Here is a 26,114-nt window from a genome sequence, read left to right as displayed (position 1 = left end):
TTGCCTTCTACAATTTACAAGATGGATTTAAAGATTTTAAATGGGCAAGGTTTACAAAAGGAAGTGGAATCTTTTCTCAGGGAAGAGATAAGCTCTGAGGACAACTCAAACAACCATTTGATAAAGAATTTTTTTGGTGCTCGGATGTATGATAAAAAAGACATAGAAATCAAATCTCTTATTATTAAGATTACGGCGTTAGGTATTGGTGCTGTCAAACCATTCGGGGTTGAGAAAATAGAAGGCTTGCTTGGGATGGAAGGTAAATACCGGCTAGAATCTGGTGGCGCGAAGGGGTTCTTGGTGAATGTGAAATTCAGAATGGATTTGGACCAGGAATCTTCCAGTTTTAAAAATCTACTTTTCCAAAATACATAAGCCCTTTGACAATGCCAGCAAGTATTTCCTTCCTCACATATTGGTCACAATAACCGCTACCCTTTCTTTTGCTTTCAAAAACCCACTTGTAGCTGAGTTATAAAATGTTCTAGCCTAACTTTTTCTAAAAATTACATATCATTATGTGAAACTTCACAGACCGCGAGCAAGGGAGAGGTCTGTATTTCCTTCTATCTTTGATAATGGCTTAAGGCATCATTCACTTCCCTTAGAACTTAGCAATTTTTTAAAAACTGTCACCATTCAAACAAGGGATAAACTAGATACTTCTATATGTTTCTTGTTGCTTATAACTGTTCCTTTTGGGTAACTACTTGCCCTGCTGTTCTATTGCTCCCATCCTGTGAGAATGCATATCCGCGCTACTTTTTGTATCTTGCTAGTCACTGGATTCTACGCTTCTCCGCAACATGGTAATAACCCACACTGAGCTGAAAGACAGCCTGAACAAAGCCTATCGCTTAATTAAACCCAAACGACAGGATCTCAACACTTTCAAAGCTAATCTCAAAACCCTGCTAAGCCATATAGATGAAAAGGAAAGAGAAGAGAATGTGAAAAACCATTTGATGACATTCCTGCGCGATACTTTCTATCAAACAGACTACCTCATCAACACCAAAGAGCTCACAGACTTTGTCATTCATTTGGGCAAGGATTCCAAAGCCCCCGCCGGAGTGCTTTTCGAGGTGAAGAAACCCACCAATAAGGCGGATATGATCACAAAGGATAACCTCAACGCAAAAGCAATGCATGAGCTGATCCTTTACTTTCTGCGGGAACGTCTGAATAACAACAATAACTCACTTACGCATCTGGTCATTACAAATGTGTATGAATGGTTTGTATTTGACGCACAGCTGTTTGAACGGGTTTTCAGAGAGAGCAAGCAACTCCAGACAGCCTACAAAGATTGGGCAAGCGGCCAGAAAGTAAGCAACAAGACAGACCTGTTTTACAAGGAGATAGCAAAGCCCTTTATCGATCAACTTAAGGAAACCATCACCTTCACGTATTTTGACATACGCACGTTCAAGAAACAACTTGACAGCACCAAGGACAAGGATGACAACAAACTAATCCCCCTGTTCAAGTTCTTCACACCGGTCCATTTACTCAAACTCTCCTTCCTGAACGACAGCAACTCCTTAGACAAAGGCTTTTTCTCTGAGTTGCTCCATATCATAGGCTTAAAGGAAATCAGAGAAAAAGGGGGGAGAAAATTCATTGACAGGATGCCGGAGCGGGAACGGCAGCCCGGCTCCATGATTGAGAACACCATCAATATCCTGGAGGTGGAGAACACCCTAGCACGCATTCCGCACGCACAAATGTACGGAAAGACCAGGGAAGAACAATTGTTCCATCTAAGCCTGGAACTGTGCATTACGTGGGTTAACAGAATCCTTTTCCTGAAACTGCTGGAGGCCCAGCTGATCAAATACCACCAAGAAGACAAAAAATACAGGTTTCTAAACTCACAAACCATCAGTGATTATGATGAGTTATACAAGCTTTTCTTCCAGGTGCTGGCACGCCAGAATGAACAGCGGTCAACACTCATACAACAGAAGTTTGGCCATATCCCTTACCTGAACAGTTCCCTGTTTGAAATCTCCCCGTTGGAGGAGGCCACAATTAAAATCAATGGCTTGGACGGAAACATGGACATGGAGATATACGCCACTTCCATTCTCCGCAAGCGGGTACACCAAAGGGAATTAAGCCAAACCCAAAATACGCTGCACTATTTTTTCCAGTTCCTGGAGGCTTATGACTTTGCCTCGGTAGGGAAAGAGGAAGTACAGGAGGAAAACAAGACTATCATTAATGCCGCAGTGTTGGGCCTGGTGTTTGAGAAGATAAACGGCTACCGTGACGGCTCCATCTACACCCCAGGTGCCGTGACCATGTTCCTCTGCCAGGAAACCATCAGGAAGGCGGTGGTGAAGAAATTCAACGACAAATACACCTGGAACTGCTCCACCATTGCCGATGTCAAAAATTACTTGTCTGACCGCCGTAAAACGGAAGAGGTTCTGGCAGACAATAAACTAGTAGACAGTGTTAAAATAGTAGACCCAGCGGTTGGCTCAGGTCATTTCTTGGTTTCCAGTCTGAATGAACTTATCGCCATAAAAGGGGAGCTAGGCATCCTAGCCGACGCAAACGGAAACCGGCTCGCGGAGATAGAGGTGGGGATTGCCCAAGATGAATTGGTCATCACCTACGCCCACTCCGGGAATTTCTTTGAATACTCTGTGAAAGAGGGACCCGGAGGCACCCATGTGATCCCACAGCCGGTACAGCGTATTCAGCAGACCCTGTTCAATGAAAAGCGGAAAATTATTGAGAATTGCCTATTTGGAGTGGACATCAACCCCAACTCAGTTAAAATATGCCAATTGAGACTGTGGATAGAGCTTCTGAAGCATGCCTATTACAAGACAGAGACAGAGTATAGAGAACTGGAGACGCTGCCCAACATTGACATCAACATCAAGCATGGGAACTCCCTGCTGAGCAAATACTCCCTTCAAGAAGACCTATCTGAAGTTTTCAAAAAGCAGGACTTCGGACCACAGGAATACCAAAAGGCAGTGCACGACTACAAGGAGGCACATAGCAAGAGCGCGAAGAATGAGTTACAGGCGTTCATTCAGAAAATTAAGAAGCAGTTCCATGAGACAGTGAGCCGGCGAGACCCACGGCGCAAGAAACTGGCGGATCAACGCGGGCAGCTGGCCCTTGCCCACAATAACATTGATCTGTTCGGGAAAAAGCGATCTGAGAAAGACATGGAGTTGGAGGTGCGCCGGATCACCCTCAACATTGAGAAGCAGGAGATGGAAATCCATACTGCTGAAAGTAATATCATCTATAGAAACGCCTTTGAGTGGCGCTTTGAGTTTCCGGAGGTACTTAATTCCAAGGGAGACTTTGAGGGCTTTGAGGTAGTTCTGGGCAACCCACCGTATATACAACTTCAGAAAATGGGATCGGACGCTGACGCGCTCCAGAAAATGAAGTATGACACGTTCGTAAGGACCGGTGACATCTATTGCCTGTTTTACGAGCAGGCCATCCGGCTGCTCAAGAAAGATTATTTCTTTGGGTTTATCACCTCCAACAAGTGGATGCGCGCCAATTACGGGCAGGCAATCAGGAAGTTCTTCTTGGAGAAGACCAACCCGCTGCTTCTGGTGGACTTTGGGGGATACCAAGTGTTTGAGTCTGCCACCGTAGACACCAACTTACTTATAGCCCAAAAATCCCCATATCTTGGCCAAACCCAGACATGCCTGCTAGATAAAACCCTAGGCAGTCTAGAAAAAATGAGCGATTACGTTAGTCAGAACAAGGCGCTGGCCACCAACTTTTCTGGCGAAAGTGGTTGGGTTATTCTGAGTGAGATTGAGACCCGCATTAAGCAAAAAGTTGAAGCTATCGGCACGCCGCTAAAGGAATGGGACATTCAAATCAATTATGGAATCAAAACTGGTTTCAATGAAGCTTTCATTATTGACGGTCAAAAACGCGCTGAATTACTAGAGAAATGCCCTAAAGCTGATGAAATTATTCGTCCGATTTTACGTGGCAGGGATATTAAAAGATATTTAATTGAGCCTGTTGACTCCTGGATACTATTTATTCCTTGGCATTTTCCCTTGCAAGGAGATCCTTCAATTAGAGGAGCTTCTAGCGTAGCAGAGCAAGCATTTAAAGAATCTTATCCTGAAATTTATCAATATCTCTCACAATTCAAAGATGCCTTATTAAATAGGAACCCAACAGAAACAGGCATAAGATATGAATGGTACGCGTTACAAAGGTTCGGCTCAAATTATTATAAAGAATTTACTAAACCAAAAATAACTTGGGGGAACCTCGCGACTAAACCTCAATTTTCATTTACAAAAGAGCATTTTGTAATTAATGCACCTGCTCCTTTTATAGCAACTGATAACCTTTATCTTCTCGGTATATTAAATTCTAAAATCGCAGATTTTTATATTAAACAACTTGGAGTAACTAGAAATGGCGGTTATTTTGAATATAAGCCAATGTATGTTGAACAACTACCAATTCCTAAACCATCTAAAGAAATACAAGAACTAATTTCAGAGAAAGTACATGAGGTTCTAAAACGGAAAGAGTCTGGCTTAGACTCTTCAAATGAAGAAATAGAACTTGATGAGATAATATTTAATTTGTATGACTTAACAAAGGATGAAAGAAGCATAGAAAGTTTTAAACAATTGATAGACAAGAATTAAAGTTCTGCACTTATTATTGTTTCAATCTCTAATACATCTAAGTTAAAGACTTTGTAAAAATAAGCATCTATCTTTTCTAAATTCTCATTGCTTTGGTTTTTAATCGCATTATCAATTAAATCATTAATATCACTCTCGTTTTTCAAATCCGGTTTGGGTGCACATATTTGATCTATATAAATCTTTATCCATCTTCTTGTACCAGCTCCAGAAGTTGCTGCAATTTTATCAAAATGCCATTCACATAAGCGCGAATTTAAATATGAAAGTAAATACTTTAAGTGATTGCCAGTCATAAAGAAAATTGTGTTGTTAAGGTAGTAACCATTAGTATCGATTGCGAATTTTGGAGAATTAGTTAGCTCTATCCATACTATTTTTTCTTTATTAAAATCTGGCCAATAATTAGATCCGAATCTTTGTAAAGCATACCACTCATATCGCTTGCCTGTCTCAGCTGGGTTCCTTTTAGATAGAGGTTCTTTAAATTGAATTAAGTGGTTATAAATATCCGGATAAGAATCTCTAAAAGCCTTTTCAGCTTCATTAGAAGAACCTTTTACGGAAATGTCATTTTGTAAAGGAAAATGCCATGGGATAAATATCATCCATTGATCTGCAAACTCAGCTTTATACTTCTTGATATCCCTGCCACGTAAAATCGGACGAATAATTTCATCAGCTTTAGGGCATTTCTCTAGTAATTCAGCGCGTTTTTGACCGTCAATAATGAAAGCTTCATTGAAACCAGTTTTGATTCCATAATTGATTTGAATGTCCCATTCCTTTAGCGGCGTGCCGATAGCTTCAACTTTTTGCTTAATGCGGGTCTCAATCTCACTCAGAATAACCCAACCACTTTCGCCAGAAAAGTTGGTGGCCAGCGCCTTGTTCTGACTAACGTAATCGCTCCAAATTCTACCTTCTTATTTGTCGGAAAAATTATTTGAGCAGTCTTTAACTTATACAGGCAATCATTGACGTTTCCAATCCTAGTTCATTTCTTGCGTTAAACAATTTTAACCAATACCATGAACTACGGCTACATCCGGATCAGCACTGACAAGCAAACCACAGAAAACCAGCTCTTCGAAATCAAGAAATTCACCCAAAAACGGGAGTTTACTATAGATGAATGGATTGAAGAAACCATCAGCTCTACCAAAAAACTAGAGGTGCGAAAATTCGGCGCACTCCTATTTAAGATGAAGAAAGGTGATGTTTTGGTAGTTTCAGAACTTTCACGCCTGGGCCGGAACTTAATGCAAATCATGAAAATCCTCCATGACTGCATGGAGAAAGACATTATGGTATACACCGTCAAAGAAAATTATGAGTTGGGCAACAACATCAACTCTAAAGTATTAGCCTTTGCTTTTGGGCTATCTGCCGAAATTGAACGTAACCTCATCTCTCAACGAACCAAAGAAGCCTTGGCACGCCGCAAAGCAGAAGGAAAAATATTAGGACGCCCAAAAGGCAGTAAATCTCAGACCAAGAAACTCACTGGAAAAGAAGAGGAAATACAGCAACTACTCAGCAAAAAGATATCCTTCAGCGCTATAGGCAGAATATTAGGGGTCCATAGATTGACAGTGTCCTCTTTTGTGAAGGAGCAGGCTATTGGTCAATGAATTGAGTGAAGTAGTTCAATAAAACTCCCCTAAATCCATTGTACACCCCATATGTTTCCTGTTTTAGGGAAGCACCTCCGTTATACTTATACAATGAAACGCAGATATGGCTCTGTAGTCTCTTCAACAACCAAATATGCGCCTTGGTCCCATTGTTCACTTTCACTGGTATATACTATTTGTTATCGTCCCAATTCTCTCTTACCGAACTTATAACTGATTTCAGCATCGCATTAATCCTTTCAAGATGTTAGGGCTTTTGTTGGTCCTTTAGGCTACACGATTACTGCCAACTTTCATAGTAATCAAAGATATTAGAAGTTATAAATAGCACTTATCATCAGGAGGGCATACACTTTGATTACTTTTTATAAAGACAACTATTCCTTAAACATATATCTTATGATGAAAGCTTCATTCCCGTAGAATGGCGCTAATAAAAATCAAGAAGGTGAAAATACCTGTATTAACTTGTGAATAATCCCATGATAAATACTCTCATCAACTCCTGGTTAAATTTAAATTAGTATTCATATATGGATATTTAACAACCTCAACTTCCAGCCATGAAAAAGCCGATACTTGGGTCCCGCACCTTTCTTGCCGAAAACAATCAACGGCTCAGGTCATTTGAAAAATTTGTAAATGAAGTTTACAACCATCCTCAAGACACCTCCCCGCTTTATACAGGAAGGTACTTTGTAATTTTGAAGGATGGAAACAGGGATTTTTCCAGAGTAGAGCGCCTTTTTGAATCAAGGATGGGGATTCAAGTAGCTAACACAAAAGATTTCGACCTACAGGCATTTGATGAAAGCCAAATTGAAGGTGCTGATGCATTAATATTCGAGGATTTAGGTGTTGCATTGGTTGGGGGAGAAGAAGACCAAGTACAGCTCCTAGAATCTGATACTTCTTTAGAATACATTGTAGTGCCTGAAAAGGTGGTATACATCCCAGAATCTATTCCCGCCAGCCTTAATATCCCAACCACTTGGGGATTGCAGGCTACACGTGCCGCAAATTCTCAGTTTACAGGGAAAGATATTAAAGTAGCAGTTTTAGATACAGGTTTTGACCTTCACCATCCAGATTTTACAAATAGAAATATAGTCTCAAGCTCATTTGTTCCCAACGAGACGGCACAAGACCAACACGGCCATGGCACACATTGCGTTGGAACGGCATGCGGCAACTTGGACAGGACAGGCCAACGCTATGGGGTTGCAAAAGAAGCCTCTATCTACGTTGGCAAAGTCCTAAGCAATCAGGGCAGTGGTGCCCAGGCCTGGATTCTGGCTGGCATGGAATGGGCTGCCAACAATGGATGCCATGTCATTTCCATGTCTTTAGGCTCAAGAACCTTTCCGGGACAGAGCCATGATATTGCTTATGAAAGAGCTTCCAAAAGTGCTATGGCTAAAGGTTCCGTAGTAATAGCGGCGGCGGGAAATGACAGTAGACGTTCCTGGAATCATTATGACCCCGTATCAAGTCCAGCAGACTGTCCCTCTGTCTTAGCGATCGCAGCACTTGACTCTGGGTTGAATATTGCTGACTTCTCCAACAGAGCCATAAACCCGATGGCTTTAATAGATATTGCCGCTCCAGGGGTACAAGTTTATTCTTCCTGGCCTTTGCCAGCCAGATATAGAACCATCTCTGGGACTAGTATGGCCACTCCGCACGTAGCAGGTATTATTGCCCTTTTGAGGGAGCAGTATCCGCATGCTACACCTAGTCAGATTATCTCTACTTTGCAAACTATTGCACAGAAATTGCCGTTGTTATCCATCCAAGATGTAGGGGCCGGTTTGGCTACGGCTCCATAAGCCAGGAACCATGCGCAAGAACATTGTCATCACCATCACAGAAGATTGTTTGGATCGTTTGCACATAATTGCAAGCACATTAAAGCAGGACGGCCTGCAAATAACCAATATATTTGAGTATGGGGTGATCACAGGTAACGTGGAGGATAAATCAATAGAAAAGCTCCGAAGTTATGATGAGATTCTTTCTTTAAAGGAAGATCAATCAATTCAAATTTCTCCCCCAGATTCAGAAATACAATAACTCAAAGGTAGTACCCTCTTTGCAAACGTATGATGCGTAGAAAATGGAAAACGCTAAGCATCATAAGCATAGAATTAAAGTATTTATATCAACCGTTGCAAAAGATAATCTTACGATAAGCAAACATTTGAAGATTTGAATTTATTGATTATTGGACTTCTATAATTTCATTCTAACAAAGGACTTTAATGAATCATTGAAGTCCTTTGTCTTTGTAAATGGACCTCCGCCCACTGTAATCCCAAAAACGTTTTAACCTAACCTAAAAATGTGATTTTCCACAATTTAAAAGTGAAAAATCACTGAAGCCCCAAAGCTAGCTCCAGTCCCAATTGCCCTATCTTTGAAAGCTGCCTGTACGTCCTCCCCCTACCATGCATGGCACTGCAGTAAATCCTCTCTTTCTTAAAAAGCCAGATGAGCCCTACTGCAGTATTGTACCTAGACACCAAACTCAGACAAATGAAAAAGCACCTGCTCACCCTGTTGCTGGCTCTGCTCACCGTGTACGGCTACGCCCAGACTAACCAGGCACCAGCCAAGCAACCCACTACCAAGACCGCTGCTGCCAAAGCCGTCAAGGTTTACATCTGTAAGGGTGGCAGCGCCTATGCCTTCCACAGCTCTTCCTCCTGCAGCGGGCTCAACCGGTGCAGCCACACCATCTCAGCGGTCACCAAGGCAGACGCCGAAAGCAGGCATGATAGAAGGCCCTGCAAGAAATGCTACTAACCGTTTTTGGCCTTGTTTCTGGAAATGAGGCCAAAAACGCGAAACCTATTTTTGGCGATGAATAAGGAGGTAACTCAACAGCAGGAACCATCACACAGCACTCTTCCAAAACCCAATTTATTACCCTAGGCAAGCACGCAGGCCAGCCACCTATTTAGGCGGGTTCGCTGAATCATTGAATTAAAAACAGACAGATAATGGCAGATTTCATCATCATCAGAGGAGGCCAGAACAGCGGCAAGACCACCACTACCGGGCTCGTTTACCATGAGCTAGTACAAGTAGCAGAAAAGGAGCACATCTTCAATAGCAAAACGGTCACAAAAGACAGCCTGAAGTACAGCAGCAAGGGAGAGATATGGGACTTTACCTCCATTCTGACCATCAATGGCAAGAAAGTAGGTATTGTGAGCGCAGGCGATGTTGCATGGCAGACAAAAGAGCAAATTACCATACTAATTAACATTCAGGTGGAGGTGATTATATGCTGCGCGCGCAGCGTGAACAGACGGGGCTCTACCTACAGAATGCTGTTAGATGATTTTTCAAAAACCCATAGAATTACCTTGGAGGTCTTCACTAAATTCAGTGACAAAAATGAACGGAAGCATGACATTAAAAAACCCGTAGTGGAACAGGTAGTGAAAGCCACATTAGACTGTGTCTATAGATAGGGTACTAATAGAACACCAAACATACCAGATACAGACCTCTGAACAGCAACCACAGATTACTTAAAAGAGGTTAAAGAAATTTACCCTACACCAATTTATGTCTACAAAGTTCAGCCTTCTTTTCTTTCTATTAACCTGCACAATGGTTGTATATGCACAAGAACCAGTAGACGTGTCTGAGCAGACTATAAAAGTTGGTGGTTTTGCAGAAGAACAGCTCTTCTACGGGTTTTCTGAAGGTGACAAAATCATTTTCAATTATAAAGAGTTGGGCGGCAAAGAACTCAAGGAAATTGAAATAGCGGAGTACCCCAGCAACTCCAAATTTAGCGACTATAAATCAAAGCAGATTGAGAACAAGTCCATCACCGTGGGCAAGACCGGGGTATATGTCTTCCGGTTCAAGAACACGGCCATGGCGGCCAGGGTGTGCAAGATCAAAATCCAGAGAATACCCAAAAATGACGCGGCCAGAAATTTCAATTCCGCGGTAACCTGGGTCACAAAGCAAGACACCACCTGGCATTCTTATACCAAAGACGTGGTAATAGGCTATGATACCCTATACACACAGAAGGTGAGAAAGGAACTGGTGAAAGTAGACACCGTAGCAAAACCACTTTTTGACAAAATCTTACGGGTGCACTCAGAAACGGCGGCAGGGAAAACCCAGCATACTTACGCAACAGTAGAACTACCCAGAAATTCCTATGCCCCCAACCAGGTGAACCCCTACCAGACAACAGAAGTGGTGGCGTGGTCCTATTGGCTGGGAGTGGGGCAGAAATCAACCGAAGAATATGAAAAGGCTAACCGTCTATTACGCTCTGGCTTGCAGGCGGTAGGCTCCTTGACCGGGTACGGGGCGCTGGCGTCACTGGCGGTTACCGGCATCTCCTTGTTTACCCCACCCTCCATGGGTGATAATGTTCACTTCAAATTCTCAGGGCTCAGGGACAGGCAAGAGGTGGTGATTGACCAAGGCAATGTGGTGTCTGCCTCAGGCAGGAATGAAAAAGTGAGGCAGGGTGCCTTTTCAGTCCATCTCTTCAATGACAATTTCAGGGAAGGTATAGATGTGAGCCTCAAGATGGTGGTAGTGCAGGTATCCAAAACTTGGCAAGACATCCCTTACAGAGAGCAAACCATTAGCCCCCGCACGGTAAAGAAAATATTCAAAGACCCGATTATAAGCGCGAAGAAAATACCCCTCCTGAGTGAATAACCTTATTCTTTTCCGTTTTAGGGCTCATTTTCTGAAACAAAGCCGAAAACGCCATCTCTTCAACTAAACAAACCAGTAAATACTTACCCATGGAAACCACCATTACCCAACCGCAACAAGAAACTGTCTTTTTTCAAGACGCCAACGTGACCGTGACCCAGTCAAGGTTCATCTCAGGGGGTCAAACCTTTGCCATGCGCAACATCTCCTCCGTGTCTAACTTCCATATCAAGAAGAGCCGGGCAGGAGCCATTTTATTACTCATGTTAGGCATTTTAATGCTGTTCTCTGAGGCCACCCGTGGCATGGGCATTGCCTTAGCCCTGGCGGGTGGTGTTTGGCTCTACTTCACCAAAGACAGCTACGCCGTGCGCATCAATAGCAACTCCGCTGAGGCGAATGGCTTTGTGGCCAAAGACCGCGACTACATCCAGAAGATTTTGGACGCCGTGAACGAGGCCATGGTGTTTAGGGGGTAATTAGGGCATGTTATCGGTCTCGTTTTACAAATACAGGCCAAAAACGCAAAATTTACCAAAATTTTATATTTATGGTTTAGTAGCTTATTAGCAATGCCCCTGATGGATATTACCCTTTACCTCAACTGATTATTAATCCCACAACCCTGATGTCTGCGGGGTCATAATTTTACTCCTTAAACCCTTTTATGAAAAAACATTTAATTATTGCTGCCTTATGTGTTTTCACCCTTTCTGGTGTTTGTGCCCAAGAGAAGAAGGCTGACCAAAGCAAAGCTGATTTATTCTCAGCTAAGTCTGGGACCCTGATTGAGAAAGAATTCCTGGATGTTGGGAAGGTGAAAGGCGTGGAAGTGCAGGTGATGGTGTTAAAAGACCTCATCAATGCCGCCAAGACCAGTGCGGTCAGGTTCTCTGCCGTTACAGGCAGTGGTTATTCTGCGGGCACAAAGCTGGGCTCTGTGGATGCAGATGAACTGGATGGCCTCATTAAATCAATCAAATTGATACAGTCAAGTCTGCTGACCAGCACACCAGCTAACTACACTGAAGTTTCCTTTACCAGTAGAGGAGGGTTTGAGGCGGGTTGCTATTATAGCCAGGACAAGAAGAAATGGTCTGCCTATCTGAAATTATCCAGGTTTGACTCCAATTCAATGGTGTTCATGAGCCCAGAGGAACTGGTGCAGGTGCTAACCCTGCTGGAACAGGCAAAGGCGAAATTGGTTTAATCAGCTCTCCTACTAATACCAAATTGTGGGCAGAATGGAAACAGAATTCAATTTGAGTTGCCATTTACAGACTAAACCAAACCACTTTGAAGGGCCTTTCTGGTTCTACTTAAAAAACTGAGTCTAAGACAGTACTTAATTACAGCCTATTATGCACCGAATTACCATAAAAGAATTAGTTGAATTCAGGAGAAGGTCTGATAAGAGCAAGAAGAACTTTGCGCTCAAATTAAGAACGAGGCAAGCCAAAGAGAAAGCGGAAGATGACGACAGCGGAGGCGATTACTGGATTTCCAGCACCAGTTGTATCCAGAATGTATTCAAATCTGACAACCCTGAGCTCTTTGACAACAAGATAGACGAACTACAGGCAAAGCTTGCCGCAACCAAGAATAATGGCACCAAATCAATGTACCAGCGCAACATAGATATCCTTACTAATTTCAAGGATTTTGAGTTTACGGATCTAAAACCAGGAATTGGCCTGAAGTACGAAACTCTGCCTTCCTTCCAAAAAATCCTGACCATAGATGGATACCCATTATACGTGAATCCGAGCCTATTATTCTCCTTCAATCATAATGGGAAACGTGAGATAGGGGCCTTATGGTTGGTGGCACAAATCAATGGCTTCAGGAAAAACGAACTGGGCATATTTTGTGAAACCCTTTACAGACATTTGGTTGACAACTACGCAAGCAAGTACCAGATCTCTGAAAACCACTGCATTGTTATTGACACCTATAGTGTCCAGAAGGTGGCTTATTCAGAATTTACCAAAGGTTCTCTATCTCCCTTGCTAGATAATACCATTGCTGAAATTAAAGCAGCCTAAACTTCTGCTAATACCCATTTCATCTAATAACTATTAAAGGCCAATACCTTCTTGTTTAGGTGGAAGCCTCATCAAGAAGGATATATTGCATGTTCTAAGCTAGCAGGTAAGCCTTATTACAAGAAACCTAAAATATGGATAATTTAGTTGTAGCCGTACTTGGACTCAGGAATTCAGGGAAGTCCACCACCTGGAATGGCTTGTTTGGGCGAACGGTCCGGACAGGGTCTGATGTAAGGCGGCTTTACCTGAGGGCTGGTGAATATGTGGAGGTTTTTTTGGTTAGTGGCAGTCCTGAAGAAAGGGCAACGTATGTGGGTGATATAATTGGAGATCAAAAACCAAGGATTGTTTTATGCTCCATGCAATACAGGCAGGATGTTACCACAACTATAGACTTCTTTCTTGCAAATAGTTACGCTGTCTATTGTCAATGGCTAAACCCCGCCTACTCTGACCCATATAACTACCAGGCTTTTGACCGTCTTGGGATATTCAATTACCTGCTATCTAATGGCGCTATGGTTACCATCCAAAATGCAAAAGTAAATCCAGACCCAAGAGTACAACTTATAAGAGAATTTATTTACGGGTGGGCAAAATTCAGGGGTTTAATTCAGAACGACTAAAAGACCAGGGCAAGGCCCAACGTTTTCATCTGTGAGGGTGACAGCACCTGGCCCCACCCCAACTCCTGCAACCGATACAGCCTAACATTTAACGGTCTCCAAGGCAGACGCAGAGAGTAAGCACGGCAGTAGGCCCTGCAAGAAATGTTACTAATTGTTTTAGGCCTTGTTTCTAAAATTGAGGCAAGAAACAGGGGATTCATTTGTTCTGAAGCTTATTTTTCTGCTTCTACATTATTCCTTTCCTGCTTGGCCTAGAAAGAATTATCACAAATACAGGCTATAACCCAACATCACTTAAAACCTGACATCATGGAAATACACGCCATTACTGCTAAGCCAGAAAGCTTGATCAAAGCAATTAATAAAGCCATCACTGATGGAAAGCTCAGGACTTGGGCAATTGTCACAAACGACAAGAAGGAAAATTTATACACCCATATTCCCGAACAATGGAATGGAAAAGCTATGCCCAAACCCTATATTTTTATTGACAAGGTTTCATTTAAAATTTCTTGGTGGAACAAGAATGGAGAGCCTGAGGAGAGTACCAAAGGATATATTTTAGGCAGATTTACTGAAGTTCTGATGGTTCATTTCAGAGATCACTTTGAGCACTTGGAAACTTATAAATAGAAAATCACATAATAACCAAACTAAATGGAAACCACCATTGCCCAACAACAGGAAGCCATTTTCTTTCAAGACGTGACCGTGACCCAGTCACGGTTCATCTCAGGTGGTCAGACCTTTGCCATGCGCAACATCTCCTCCGCAGCTAACTTCCATATCAAGAAGAGTTAGTCACAGAGCATTTGACTGTGGGGATCTTTAGTAAAAACAGAACAATGGATGTATGGAATGCTGAACTTTAAAACCTAGGCGAAAATCAGAGCACGACACTTGACAATATCTATCCAATTTTTATTCAATGAGGCCTAAGCAGAACAAAAGAATTAGCCTTTTTATAAAAAATGGCATACTTTTTCATAGGCAAGGTTTGAATATCAAAAAGAATAATTTCATTAACATTATAGGAAGCAACAGCAGATCCCCATATTATGAAAAGTCCATTCAAGTTAATTTGTCTTCTTCCCCTTGTATTAGCAATTATCAGCTGTGACAAGGAAGATATAAAAATCAGTCCCAAGAAGGCCATCTTGGGAAAGTGGGAACTGCGTCAGGAAGGAGTGTCCCTTGATAATCTATTGGATGTATCACCAAGTGGGTACACTGAATTCCTGAATGACAGTTCATACAGAAACTATGACTACGATTCCAAGAAATATACTTATGGTGACTATACCCTCAATGACTCCATGCTGGTTTATTATTACTATGCCCTTGATATTGACCAGGTAGACACCATAGCTGAAAGCTATTATTATTCATTTGACAAAGAGTACAAAACCTTGACACTGGATATAGACGCACTAGCCATGTTTGATTATTTTGTTTATAGGAAGAAATAGCACACAGGGTAAAGAGAAGCTTGTACAGTTCAGTATACCCTTTTTATTACTTGCCATCATCTGCTAAAAGGGGCTTTTGTTTAATACTTCCTGTATAATCCCCTCTTAGGTCAAATATATTAAATACTAGCCTGCCTTACTTTCTATTCAAAAATTTCACCACCATTATAATCACTTTATGAAAAACTTTTTTGTCTGCCTACTAGCAGGCCTTTCTTTTTCTATCCTGTGCCATGCCCAAGAGAAAGACCAGCCACCAATCATACAAAAGAAAAAAAATGGCACCATCGGCTCAGTTGAGTTCTTTGGCGACGGGAAGCACGTCCCTACTTCGGCCAAGGTTTTTTTCCAAGATTATCTAGGGGCTCAACTGGATAACCAGTTTAAGAAATCACCACATAAGTCGAATAATGATGGATTTATGCATGAGCATTTCGACCAGTATCACCAAGGTGTCAAGATAGAGGGTGCAGGATATAACCTTCATTTCAAAAATGGCAAAATATACTTTGCAAATGGCCACTATGTTATAACTGAAAACCTTAACGCCACACCCTCCATTTCTCAAGAGGAAGCGCTAAATACGTTTTTGACGATTAAAGGGATTGAGCAGAAGGCAGTGGCAGAAACAATGTTAAGCCTTATTGTGAAAGAGATTGCGGGAAAATCCAAAAGTGACTCAACTACATCAGTGCAATTGGTTTACCGCATCTACCTTGAGTCAGACCACCCTAATAACAATGAAATCGGTTTTGTGGACGCACATACAGGAAAATTGGTAATGACAGAATCCAGGATGTTGGATTTGGAAGGAACATTTGCCACACGCTATAGCGGTACACAGACTGCAGATACTAATCCCTTTTCCGGCGGACATAGGCTTTTTGACAACACGCGCGGCGCCACCATTCATACCCGCAACCTTCAGAACAGCGGCAGTATCTTGTCTAGTGCGGTGGAACTTACAGACAATGACAATAACTGGACAGCCTCTGAACATGCCCCCAGTGCAAATGACATGGGACTGGATGTCCACTGGGCATTACAGAAAATTTATGACTATCTGTATAGCACTTATCAAATCAACAGCTTTAACAACCCTGCAAGCGGGGCTGGCCAACCTATAAATGCTTATGTAAGATTTGGCAATAATACAGACAATGCCTATTGGAATATATCTTCAAGTACTCTTGTGTTTGGTCAAGGTGGATCCAATTACCACCCTATAGCAAGTTTAGACGTTGTGGGTCACGAATATGCCCACGGTATAACTCAATACCAAATAGGCTGGGGAAACTCTGGTGACCAGAGGGCTTTCAATGAAGGCATCAGTGATATTTGGGCAGCCATTTTTGAGTATAGGATAAAATTGAATGCACCCTGGCAAATGTCAGAGCAGATCACTAAAAAAAAGCCCTACCTAAGAAACCTTCAAAACACCAACGATCCCAACGCGATTACCCAAATAGCTAACACTTATTTAAGTGCGCAATACAATTCAACCGGCGGCGATTATGAATATGTAAGAAGTGGGGTATTATCGCATTGGTTCTATATATTGGTTAATGGTCAAAGTGGTGTGAACGGAATTGGCAATAGCTATTCAGTGACTGGGATTGGGTTGAATTCTGCTGAGCAATTGATAGTTGAGGCTGTTTTTAATAACTACTTGGACGGTACAACAACCTACCCGGCAATCAGGACTTCCATGATTAATGCAGCTATTGCAAAGTTCGGCGTGAACTCTTGTCAGCATTCTGCGGTCATGAACGCCTGGCATGCCGTTGGGGTGGGTGAAAAATATGTCTTACCTGCTTCAATCACAGGCTCAAATGAATTATGCTATAACCAGCAGAAAACCTTTACCATAAGTGGCCCTATCACTGGCGCCACATGGGGCACGGTCCCTTCAAATGTAACGGTTGTGGCTTCTTCTACCAGCGCCATTACCCTCAAGGCAACGTCTTATTCAGCTGTACCTTTCACCTTGACCGCTCAAGTAACCATAGGTGGGTGTGTCTACTCGATTACAAAAACTATACACATGAATTATGAGGATTTTCCCTTTACGGCGAGGGTGGCAGATCTGAGTAACGGGAACATCCCTATCAACACTTCGAATGAGGACATTGATGTTGAGCCTGGGATGGTGAATGTGCTTTTGTTCCTTCCTTCTAATAACACGGTGACTCAAGTAGATTGGAATCTGGTCTATGGTGAAACCTCCTATTTTTCCCCAAATGGAGCGGAACTTAATGTCGTGGTTCCCTACCATGACCCAATTTTTCTGGAGATAATTGCCTATACCAATTGCGTCACCTCCACCATGATTCTAAACCTTCGGCCAAGGCAATATGGGGATGGTGCCTATGCGGCCTATCCTAACCCAGCCGAGGACCAGATGACAGTATCAGTGCTTCCAAGCGAGACAGAACCAGCCACCCTTGACCTCTACAATAACAAGGGTATGAAAGTGCGAACTATACTGGCAAAAGCTGGCCAGAGCAAAGTCTACATGGATGTACGGGACCTTCCAAAGGGTAATTACATCCTACATATCATTCACCACGGGAAGAATTTCAGGCGCCACATACAAATAGGGAAATAGGATATCCCATATTCAATTAGAACAGCCCATATACTGCAAAGCGCTTTGCAGTATATGGGCTGTTCTAATTGAAAAGCAAAGAAATTATTTCCAATAAAGGCTCCTTTAGGCAAGAGGAGTTGCGGGTGGACAAGGTAGGCCTTCACTCGGTCTATACAACTAAACCAAAGCCCAAGGAAATCCTTTCAGCTGGCTTGACCCTTTTCATCAGGCAACGGGAGTCTCTATTTCCACGTCCGCCATCACCCGCTGCTTCCTTCGTCCTTAACACTCCAACCGAAGCCAATGGCATGCCAGTAGTAGTGGTACAAAGAATCTTCTTTGTGCAGATGGCGAAAGGGAAATGGCTACTATTGACAGTGCAGGTGATGGTGTTAAAAGACCTCATCAATGCCTCCAAGACCAGTGCGGTCAGGTTCTCTGCCGTAACGGGCAGTGGTTATTCTGCGGGCACAAAGCTGGGCTCTGTGGATGCAGATGAACTGGATGGCCTCATTAAATCAATCAAATTGATACAGTCAAGTCTGCTGACCAGCACCCATGCCAATTACACTGAGGTCTCCTTTACCAGTAGAGGAGGGTTTGAGGCAGGTTGCTATTATAGCCAGGACAAGAAGAAATGGTCTGCCTATCTGAAATTATCCAGGTTTGACTCCAATTCAATGGTATTCATGAGCCCAGAGGAACTGGTGCAGGTGCTAACCTTGCTGGAGCAGGCAAAGGCGAGATTGGTTTAATGACGTGCCGTGCGCATCAACAGCAACTCTGGTGAGACCAACGGTTTCGTGGACAAAGATAGGGCTATATCCAGAAAGTAGTGGATGCCGTGAACAAGGTCATGGTCTTTAGAGGATTGGCATAGTTGCGTTTTTGGCCTCTTTCTGGAAAATGAGGCCAAAAACGTAAAATCCCGTTTTGCTTGTCTACTCATGTTAGCGCGGAAATAAGCAGCATACAAGTGCAATTTAAATTAGGATCTGGGTATTCTAAGAGAACATTATACCCGATATGCGAATTACTACTACAAACAAGCTTTGGTTGACAAAATACTCTTACTCCTAAAGGAAACAGATTTCACAATACTCTGTTAATTGTAAAAACCAAGACCTATACTGCCAATAGTAGAGTTGCTTCCCAATTTTGTGTAGTCACCTTTGGCTACCTTTACCAAAAGGATAGCGCATGAGTAAGGTAATGTAGGAAACAAGTAGTAGTATTGCTTATGACCAATCAGCAATTAGAAGCCATACTTCAGCAACTTCGTAGCCTTGGGGCAGAAACAGAGATAGTAGAGTTCAAGGAAGCGAAGTCCAGTTATGATTTCTCTAAACTCGGCAAGTATTTTTCTGCGCTGAGCAATGAGGCGAACCTGAAAGGAAAACCATTCGCTTGGCTGGTGTTTGGGATTGAGAATAAACAACACAACATTGTAAACAGTCAATACAGGGCTATCAGAAAAGACTTAGACAGCCTAAAAAGTGAAATAGCCAATAAGACCACTAACCGCATCACGTTCATGGAGATCTATGAAATGATGTTCCCTGAGGGGAGAGTGGTGATGTTTCAGATCCCAGCTGCCCCTAAAGGATTCCCGATTGCGTTTGATGGGCATTACTATGGCAGGGATAGTGAGGAACTGGTCCCGCTAAACCTAGAGGAGATTGAGCGTATCAGGGCACAAGCCACCACTGAAGACTGGAGCGCAGCTATTGTGCCAGATGCTACCATTGATGATTTAGATAGCCAGGCTTTACAAGTAGCCAGAGAGAATTTCAAAAACAAACTGCCGGAAAAGGCACAAGAGGTTGATACTTGGGATGACATCACCTTTCTTAACAAAGCCAAGCTTACCATTAAAGGCAAGATCACCAGAACGGCTATCATCCTGCTGGGGAAAGAGGAAGCAGAGCATTTCATAAATCCTGCCGAAGCTAAAATAAGGTGGTTGTTGAAAGACGCGAATGGCAATGACAAGGATTACAGTATCATTGGCCTCCCTATGCTGTTGGCGGTAGATAAGGTATATGCCAAGATCCGGAATCTTAAGTATAGGTATATGAAAGATGGTACGCTGTTTCCAGATGAGGTAAATCAGTATGAGCCCTATTCTATCAGAGAGGCCATCAATAACTGTATCGCACACCAAGATTATACAAAGCATGGCCGCATCAATGTGGTTGAGATGGATGACCAGCTGATCTTTACCAACTTGGGAGATTTCATACCGGGTAGTGTCGAGCGGGTGGTAATGGAAGATGCCCCTGAAGAGCATTACCGCAACCGGTTCTTAGCAGCTGCTATGTTCAACCTGAAAATGGTAGACACGGCAGGGGGAGGTATCAAAAAGATATTCAACTATCAGCGGGAACGCTTCTTCCCCATGCCAGATTATGACCTGAGTGCCAACAGGGTGAAAGTAACCATTACAGGTAAAGTGCTAGACATTGACTATGCCAGTATGCTTGCCCAGAACAAAGACTTAACCCTTGAAGAGATCATCATGCTTGACAAGGTCCAGAAAAGACAGCTGTTGAGTGCGTATGAGGAAAAGCACCTAAGGTCAAAAAAGCTTATTGAAGGGAGAAAGCCTAACTACTACATTGGTATTAAAGTGGCTCAACAAACCGGGCAAAAAGCAGTCTATTCCAGAAACAAAGGATTTGACAAGGGGTATTACCTTGATTTGATTGAAAGAGCCGTCAAGGAACATGAAAGCCTAAACAGAAGCGATGTAGATGCCCTGCTTTGGGATAAGCTTCCTGACTGGATGGATGAGAAACAACGGAAGATCAAGATAAACAACCTCCTGTCTGAACTCAGGAGAATGGGAAAGATAAAGAACACAGGTACCTTTTCTAAACCTCAATGGACATTATAGATTCTACTTGTGCGAATGCATAGTATAGAGTTTACTATGGGTGGTGCTAAGAAGCCTGTTAGGGATTCTATACATACTTTATAAGCAAATTATTAGAGAGCTTATTAGAGAGATTGCTACAGAAGTGCCTAATAGCGCTCATTAGAGAGGTTATAAAGGTTATTTTATTAGAGAATCTATTAGAGAACTTATTAGAGGAACTGACTTCTGGCGTTAAGGTGATGATTCTCCCTAACCTTGAAGCTTGCTTGGGTCTTCTAAAAGGGAGTATTCTAGTAGCTATCTAAAGGCACCGGTTCTGTTTTAGGGTCTATTTTCAGAAAGAAAGGCAAAAACAGAACTAGTGGAAATGCAAAAGCCATTAAACGGTGACTTCTACCCAGCATACAAATCTGTACAGCTTCATTTTAAGGAGATCAAGTACTATCTACTTTAAGGCTGCTTGTTACAGCTAAGGCACCTTCTTACTAAACTTATATAGATAAACTGTATCAGCCCGGCTATTGACATGAACAGTTATAGAGTTTTGCACCACTACTGGTGGTGTAGGTATTGGTTCTGGCTTCTTCACCAATATAGAAACCAGTTGCGGTGCTACATTAAACAGACTGGGCACAATGGCCAGTATGAGTGCTTGGTTAAATTTTGCGTTTTTCTTCATGTCATTAAAATCAATGCACAAAGATGTAGCAGTACGCAGCTAAAGGAAAGGACATGAAAAACGGCCACTTTTTAACCTTTTATAGTGTATCAAGCGCCGGGATCTAGGAGTAGTACAGTGTTTTTCCTAAAATGTCCCGTGACGAAGTGGGAAATTGCTGTGACGACGTGGGAAATTTAAATTTTTGGCCAAAATTCAGGGGACAAAGTAGCCGGTAATTTATTTACTTAAATTCCTATTTACAAGAAGAGGAGCATTTGCGATACCTTTTTACAATAGCTCATGGCAGAGCATTGTTCTTCAAAATCATAAGCCTTTTGTAGGCTGCTTCTTTGAAGAAGGGTCATAACAGTAATCACTGATTCTTATCCTGGCATACCCTAAAAGTCACTCTACCATATAGAGGAAAACTTATGCGTCATAGAAAGATTAGTGCTTTTTCTTGTGAAAAATCACAGAAGCCCCAACGCTTCCTCAAACACATTTCTGGCTATCTTTGGTAGCCGACCGCACATTTCCCCCTTTGGCCAAGGCAGACGCTGAAACGCACATGCCTTCCCCGCTCAATAAGCGCCTAGGCTTTTGCTTCAGCACAAACCAGTATTGGAAACCAACATTACCCTGCCACTGACAGAGATTGTCTTCATGTAAGATGCTAAAATGATTCAGAAGATAGTGGATGCCGTGAGGGAGAGGATGAACTTTGAAGGGTAAATATTTTACGTTTTAAGTCGCATTTTACAAATAGAGTCCTAAAACGTAAACTCTCGTTATGCTTTTCTATTCTAATTAGTAAATTCAAAAATATTAACATTTTAATGCTACTAAGGTTGGAATTTATTCGTAGGTTTATAATATAAGTAAAAATTATACCTAATATGCAAACTACAACTGCAAACAAACAAGCTTTGGTAAACAAAGCACTCCTACTTCTTGAGGAAGTAGATTTCTCTATGCTCAAGCTGAAACTACAGGACGCGGAAGAAGGCTTAGGCTGGACCCCAGAAGAATGTGACAGCGCGGAGCAGGATTACAAACGATTCTTAGCCCTGAAATACGTGTACCCACAGGAAGAGATAGTACCCAACCAAGTGGTAGATAAGTTCTGGCACTACCACATTCTGGACACCCAGGCTTACGCTCAAGACTGCGAGCGCGTGTTTGGCTATTTTGTACACCACTTCCCCTATTTTGGTATGCGTGGCGAACAGGACATGCGGGATTTACATACAGCCTTTGCTGACACCACTGCTCTTTATAAAAACCATTTTGGCGAAGGATATGATGGAGCTAAACAAGGGGGTAGGGGAAGATGCAGAACCGCATGCAAACCTGTGAAATGTAAATAAGTTAATAATTTTTAATGATTAGACTAAAATCCTTTTTAAATGAAAACTTACCTTATAGGATACGACCTAAGGAAAACTGGTCAAGACTATCAAAATCTATACGACGCAATTAAAGCATTATCTGGAACTTGGTGGCATTGCTTGGATTCAACTTGGATTATAAAGTCCAATTCTTCTGCTTTTAATATTTGCGAGTATTTAAAGGCACATATTGATAATAATGATAAGCTCTTAGTTACACAGATTGCTGATGATGCTGCTTGGATTGGCTTTGACCAAAAATGCTCTGATTGGCTTAAACAAAACATTAGCTTAGTATAACTTTTACTAAGTGATTAATATAAATGACTAATCAATTCTGTTTTTGGCATGTTATTTTTAAAACAAGCCAAAAACAGAATTGATAGTAGCCTTAATGATTTAAAGGAAATGAATATAGTATCTAATTTTCACACCTCTTCTTACATGCTCTCAACAGATTCTAGCAACCTTTCTGCGTAGGAAAAAGCCGGTAGCTTTATCCAATCTTTGCGAACAACAGTAATCCAAAAAATTAGGATCAGTCCTAAAACTACAGCTGTATAGAAGAAGATGTTACTAAATTTAATTGGATTAAATACATCTAACTTATAACACCAAAAGAAGTAGTTTGAAATAATCACAATGCATACAAGACAAATCCCAAAGGGCTTTAACCCCCATAAATTCCGTCTAAACCCATAGCTAGTGTTTTCTTTGAAGAGTAAAGGAAATGCAGATTCATCTCTTGTTTTAGTTATTAGAAATTTTGTCCATGTCTTGTAGATTTCATCTGCCTCTGATGGATTGTTTCTTTCCATTACCTCATCTGGGTGAACTGGTACTGAACATAGATGCAATAATTTACTGTGGTACCTACTTTTAGTATATTTGTCAATAGTTTGGTTCCCGAATCTCATAAGTTGAATGGAGGGAGCACCACCCCAGGATTGCCAAAGCAATTGTTCCAACTTTTTACCCCTATCTCTCCCTAGTTGAGAAAACAAATAGGTCAAAGCGCCGACAACACCAACTGAAGAAAGAAAGTGTAAAATATTTTTAAACTCTATTGAGTAAAAAATCCCTAATACGACTAAAGGGAAAAATAAAATAATAACTGGATAAAGCCGCGCCTTAAGGGTATAATTATCAAACATCTTCTACCTGTTTTAACAAAAGAATATTTATTCAAAAACAAATGGCAGCACTTTCTGATTGGTCACAATAACGGCAAGTGTTGGAATTGGTACATTTCTATTCATTATTACCAATTCCGTTATTGTTAATTCATCTCTAGTGCTAAGTCTCTCTAAATCCATTGGGTGAGTATGCCATTCTCCAATGTATCCAATAATTCCTCCAGTATCAGCTTTTACCGTATTCACATAATCTGGAAGCCCATTCACACCTCTGTTAAAACCAGTACATGTCCCTTTACTATCTTGAGGTTCATCAATTATTTCAAGAACATGAATGGTTTGAGTTTTGTAGTTAGCCACACCCAAAAGTATACCTCCTGTTTCTATGTTGCTCTTCTTCATGCAATGGTTTAGCAGTTGTTGGGTTAAACCATTTTTAAATCTTATTTCCCACTGACTACCAGCATGGCAAGAATAAATTTCAAAAGGCTTAATAAAATGTCCTTTACTGCTTATTGAGGGAATTCCCTTCAATTCTATCACACTCTTAAATATTAGTCCTGATTCTGCAAGGCTTTCTCCTTCTGCGTACAATACCCTTGAGAATGTGGCTGCATGAAATGAAATAGTATCATCTGCCATGACAGTGGTAGTTGAACTGCAACCAAGACCAATGTCAATATTTCTGACTTCTCTTTCAGAGTCTCGAATCCTCCAGCCCTTTATGTCATCATCCACACGGCCATAATAGTATGTTAGATTAATTAGGTCATCGACTCTAGGGTTTCTATCCTTTCCCTCAATATACATTAGCCCTAACCTTCCGTCATCTACAAGTTCACATCTTGCAACATTTAAATTATTTGGCAAACTAGTACTTGCAAGCCAATTTTGAACTTGAAGGCTTGCTGAAGAATCTAGCAGCCATTTATAATTAATTAGCTCATTGATTTCTAAGTTAATCAGGTTGCTATTGAAGGCTTTGAAGTTCTTTTTTGTATCAACAGAAAAGAATTGATCTGCTTCTTCTGTAATTGCAACTGCCTTATTTCTGCCCACTTTATTTTGAAACAGAGAGTGGCGAGCTAAGTTGTGCTGGAGAAAATTATCATCATCTAAGGTGCCTAAGTTCAGGTTCCCTCCTCTTGCACAATGCATATAAATCTTAGACCCTAAAGAACCAGCCCCTATAAAAAATATACTCTCATTACGTTTTTCACCGGTCATCTTTTCGGCTAGACTTTTGCTAAATGGTTCAATATGCGCTTGATTTATAACTTTGGCCGATTCTGGTTGTTGATCATCCTTAAAGTAACTAGCATCTATAACAAAGTTTATAAATTCATTTTTACCATTATAGCCTACCAGCTTTTTTGGCCTCTGAATAGCATGCACTATTGGAATATATTTTCCTTTCAAAAATCCATTTTGCAAGTAGAGATTTACAACTTGAGGTAAATTGATTCCCCTTGATGCAAAATACTTGCTTAATCCTGCATAGTCTGTTGGTAAGTATACATCATATTGATTCTCCACATTGTCTTTACTCCACAATAGAACAGAAACTAATGGAAACGCTATTGGAAATTTTTCTGGTGTACTCTTGGCGCTCCTTAATATATCCAGCATTGCCTTGATATTGATAGCTGTAATTGGGGCAAGACTCTTTATTAAAAAATTTCTATTACCATCATTTTTATCAATTGAGCTGAACAAAAATGCCATTTCATACTCTGGATGGAACCTTAAGTCTTTCGCAACTATTTCATTCAAGAATTCATACTTGTATGAATGGTACCCACTAAAATATTCAAGCCTCAAGGGATCAAACTCCTGGCCATCATCTACTAGCTGGCCAGTAGCTGCTTTATAAAACCACTGTTCTCCAACGGATAAAAGATCAGTCATCCTTTTTCCAGCAAACCACTCATTAGGATTGTTCCTAACTAAACACAGTTTGCTAGGGGCCCCATTTCTTGAAACGTATAGGTGAGGAAGTACTTTCCTTGGAAAATCTTTCCTGTCACTGACTATTGAAGGCATTTGGTCAGGATAGTGCTCTAAGGAAATTAAAATCAGCACAGGTTCATTCTCTCTTATATCAACTCCACCTATTGTTCCAAATGGTGGAATTGATACGTTGTAGGATACCGGCACTAAAATATATGAAGAGCCAAAAGTCAAGACACTCAATTCTTCAACTGAGAAAAACTCTTTAATCTCCTCAAGACATCCTAATACAGCTTGAGAGAACTCCCCTGTGAACTGTTTTAATTCTTTGCTATAGAGCATATAATA

23 protein-coding genes are annotated in these 26,114 nt (G+C 41.5%); 20 read left to right on the top strand and 3 right to left on the bottom strand.

The features are described 5' to 3' along the window. Positions 1-21 precede the first annotated feature (21 nt). A complete protein-coding gene (locus tag IMY23_RS14590) occupies positions 22-378 on the top strand; it encodes a hypothetical protein (RefSeq protein WP_192822797.1) in 357 nt (118 codons plus the stop codon). Positions 379-809: 431 nt separating this feature from the next. Continuing rightward, positions 810-4,676: a TaqI-like C-terminal specificity domain-containing protein gene (locus IMY23_RS14585; RefSeq protein WP_192822796.1), complete on the top strand. Its 3,867-nt coding sequence runs from the start codon at positions 810-812 to the stop codon at positions 4,674-4,676. Here the strand turns inward: IMY23_RS14585 and IMY23_RS14580 are convergent. Next, positions 4,673-5,338, bottom strand: a complete 666-nt coding sequence (locus IMY23_RS14580; RefSeq protein WP_370589911.1) for a TaqI-like C-terminal specificity domain-containing protein — start codon at positions 5,336-5,338, stop codon at positions 4,673-4,675. The genes IMY23_RS14585 and IMY23_RS14580 overlap by 4 nt on opposite strands. Before the next feature lie 369 nt (positions 5,339-5,707). Between IMY23_RS14580 and IMY23_RS14575 the strand changes: the two genes are divergently transcribed. The 18 genes from IMY23_RS14575 to IMY23_RS14490 all read left to right on the top strand — a co-directional run bounded on the left by IMY23_RS14575 (position 5,708) and on the right by IMY23_RS14490 (position 22,980). Then, the gene (locus IMY23_RS14575) at positions 5,708-6,310 is read left to right on the top strand and encodes a master DNA invertase Mpi family serine-type recombinase (RefSeq protein WP_192822795.1); all 603 of its coding nucleotides are present in this window, start codon (positions 5,708-5,710) and stop codon (positions 6,308-6,310) included. Positions 6,311-6,876: 566 nt separating this feature from the next. After that, on the top strand, positions 6,877-8,142 hold the full coding sequence (locus IMY23_RS14570; protein ID WP_192822794.1) for a S8 family serine peptidase: 1,266 nt from the start codon (positions 6,877-6,879) through the stop codon (positions 8,140-8,142). 10 nt (positions 8,143-8,152) lie between these two features. Next, positions 8,153-8,386, top strand: coding sequence for a hypothetical protein (locus IMY23_RS14565; protein WP_192822793.1), 234 nt, complete (start codon positions 8,153-8,155; stop codon positions 8,384-8,386). Positions 8,387-8,803: 417 nt separating this feature from the next. After that, positions 8,804-9,118 (top strand): hypothetical protein, encoded by a 315-nt coding sequence (locus tag IMY23_RS14560; RefSeq protein WP_192822792.1) that lies wholly within the window; start codon positions 8,804-8,806, stop codon positions 9,116-9,118. 197 nt (positions 9,119-9,315) lie between these two features. Continuing rightward, positions 9,316-9,792 carry a hypothetical protein gene (locus IMY23_RS14555; protein ID WP_192822791.1) on the top strand — a complete coding sequence of 159 codons (477 nt, stop codon included), beginning with the start codon at positions 9,316-9,318 and terminating at the stop codon, positions 9,790-9,792. Between the two features lie 142 nt (positions 9,793-9,934). Beyond that, the gene (locus tag IMY23_RS14550; RefSeq protein ID WP_192822790.1) at positions 9,935-11,017 is read left to right on the top strand and encodes a hypothetical protein; all 1,083 of its coding nucleotides are present in this window, start codon (positions 9,935-9,937) and stop codon (positions 11,015-11,017) included. Positions 11,018-11,106: 89 nt separating this feature from the next. Continuing rightward, positions 11,107-11,496, top strand: coding sequence for a DUF6232 family protein (locus IMY23_RS14545; protein WP_192822789.1), 390 nt, complete (start codon positions 11,107-11,109; stop codon positions 11,494-11,496). 188 nt (positions 11,497-11,684) lie between these two features. Continuing rightward, complete coding sequence (locus IMY23_RS14540; protein WP_192822788.1) at positions 11,685-12,227, top strand: hypothetical protein; 543 nt, start codon at positions 11,685-11,687, stop codon at positions 12,225-12,227. Between the two features lie 151 nt (positions 12,228-12,378). Beyond that, positions 12,379-13,062 (top strand): hypothetical protein, encoded by a 684-nt coding sequence (locus IMY23_RS14535; RefSeq protein WP_192822787.1) that lies wholly within the window; start codon positions 12,379-12,381, stop codon positions 13,060-13,062. A 134-nt stretch (positions 13,063-13,196) separates the two neighbouring features. Continuing rightward, a complete protein-coding gene (locus IMY23_RS14530; RefSeq protein ID WP_192822786.1) occupies positions 13,197-13,691 on the top strand; it encodes a hypothetical protein in 495 nt (164 codons plus the stop codon). A 312-nt stretch (positions 13,692-14,003) separates the two neighbouring features. Further along, on the top strand, positions 14,004-14,327 hold the full coding sequence (locus IMY23_RS14525) for a hypothetical protein (RefSeq protein ID WP_192822785.1): 324 nt from the start codon (positions 14,004-14,006) through the stop codon (positions 14,325-14,327). Positions 14,328-14,351: 24 nt separating this feature from the next. After that, complete coding sequence (locus tag IMY23_RS14520; protein ID WP_192822784.1) at positions 14,352-14,495, top strand: hypothetical protein; 144 nt, start codon at positions 14,352-14,354, stop codon at positions 14,493-14,495. Between the two features lie 356 nt (positions 14,496-14,851). Continuing rightward, positions 14,852-15,163 carry a hypothetical protein gene (locus IMY23_RS14515; RefSeq protein ID WP_192822783.1) on the top strand — a complete coding sequence of 104 codons (312 nt, stop codon included), beginning with the start codon at positions 14,852-14,854 and terminating at the stop codon, positions 15,161-15,163. 178 nt (positions 15,164-15,341) lie between these two features. Beyond that, a complete protein-coding gene (locus IMY23_RS14510; protein WP_192822782.1) occupies positions 15,342-17,771 on the top strand; it encodes a M4 family metallopeptidase in 2,430 nt (809 codons plus the stop codon). Between the two features lie 290 nt (positions 17,772-18,061). Beyond that, positions 18,062-18,508, top strand: a complete 447-nt coding sequence (locus IMY23_RS14505; protein WP_192822781.1) for a hypothetical protein — start codon at positions 18,062-18,064, stop codon at positions 18,506-18,508. A gap of 485 nt (positions 18,509-18,993) precedes the next feature. Beyond that, positions 18,994-20,649 carry an RNA-binding domain-containing protein gene (locus IMY23_RS14500; protein WP_192822780.1) on the top strand — a complete coding sequence of 552 codons (1,656 nt, stop codon included), beginning with the start codon at positions 18,994-18,996 and terminating at the stop codon, positions 20,647-20,649. A 1,539-nt stretch (positions 20,650-22,188) separates the two neighbouring features. After that, positions 22,189-22,659 carry a hypothetical protein gene (locus tag IMY23_RS14495; protein ID WP_192822779.1) on the top strand — a complete coding sequence of 157 codons (471 nt, stop codon included), beginning with the start codon at positions 22,189-22,191 and terminating at the stop codon, positions 22,657-22,659. 39 nt (positions 22,660-22,698) lie between these two features. Continuing rightward, positions 22,699-22,980: a SinR family protein gene (locus tag IMY23_RS14490; protein ID WP_192822778.1), complete on the top strand. Its 282-nt coding sequence runs from the start codon at positions 22,699-22,701 to the stop codon at positions 22,978-22,980. Positions 22,981-23,120: 140 nt separating this feature from the next. Here IMY23_RS14490 and IMY23_RS14485 read toward each other — a convergent pair whose 3' ends face one another. Beyond that, entirely contained in the window at positions 23,121-23,834 is a 714-nt protein-coding gene (locus IMY23_RS14485) for a hypothetical protein (protein WP_192822777.1), read from the bottom strand. A 27-nt stretch (positions 23,835-23,861) separates the two neighbouring features. Further along, the gene (locus IMY23_RS14480) at positions 23,862-26,108 is read right to left on the bottom strand and encodes a ThiF family adenylyltransferase (protein ID WP_192822776.1); all 2,247 of its coding nucleotides are present in this window, start codon (positions 26,106-26,108) and stop codon (positions 23,862-23,864) included. Positions 26,109-26,114: the final 6 nt, after the last annotated feature.

This window comes from Rufibacter sp. LB8 (genome assembly GCF_014876185.1).
GTDB lineage: Bacteria > Bacteroidota > Bacteroidia > Cytophagales > Hymenobacteraceae > Nibribacter.
This window is presented reverse-complemented; position numbering and strand designations above follow the sequence as displayed.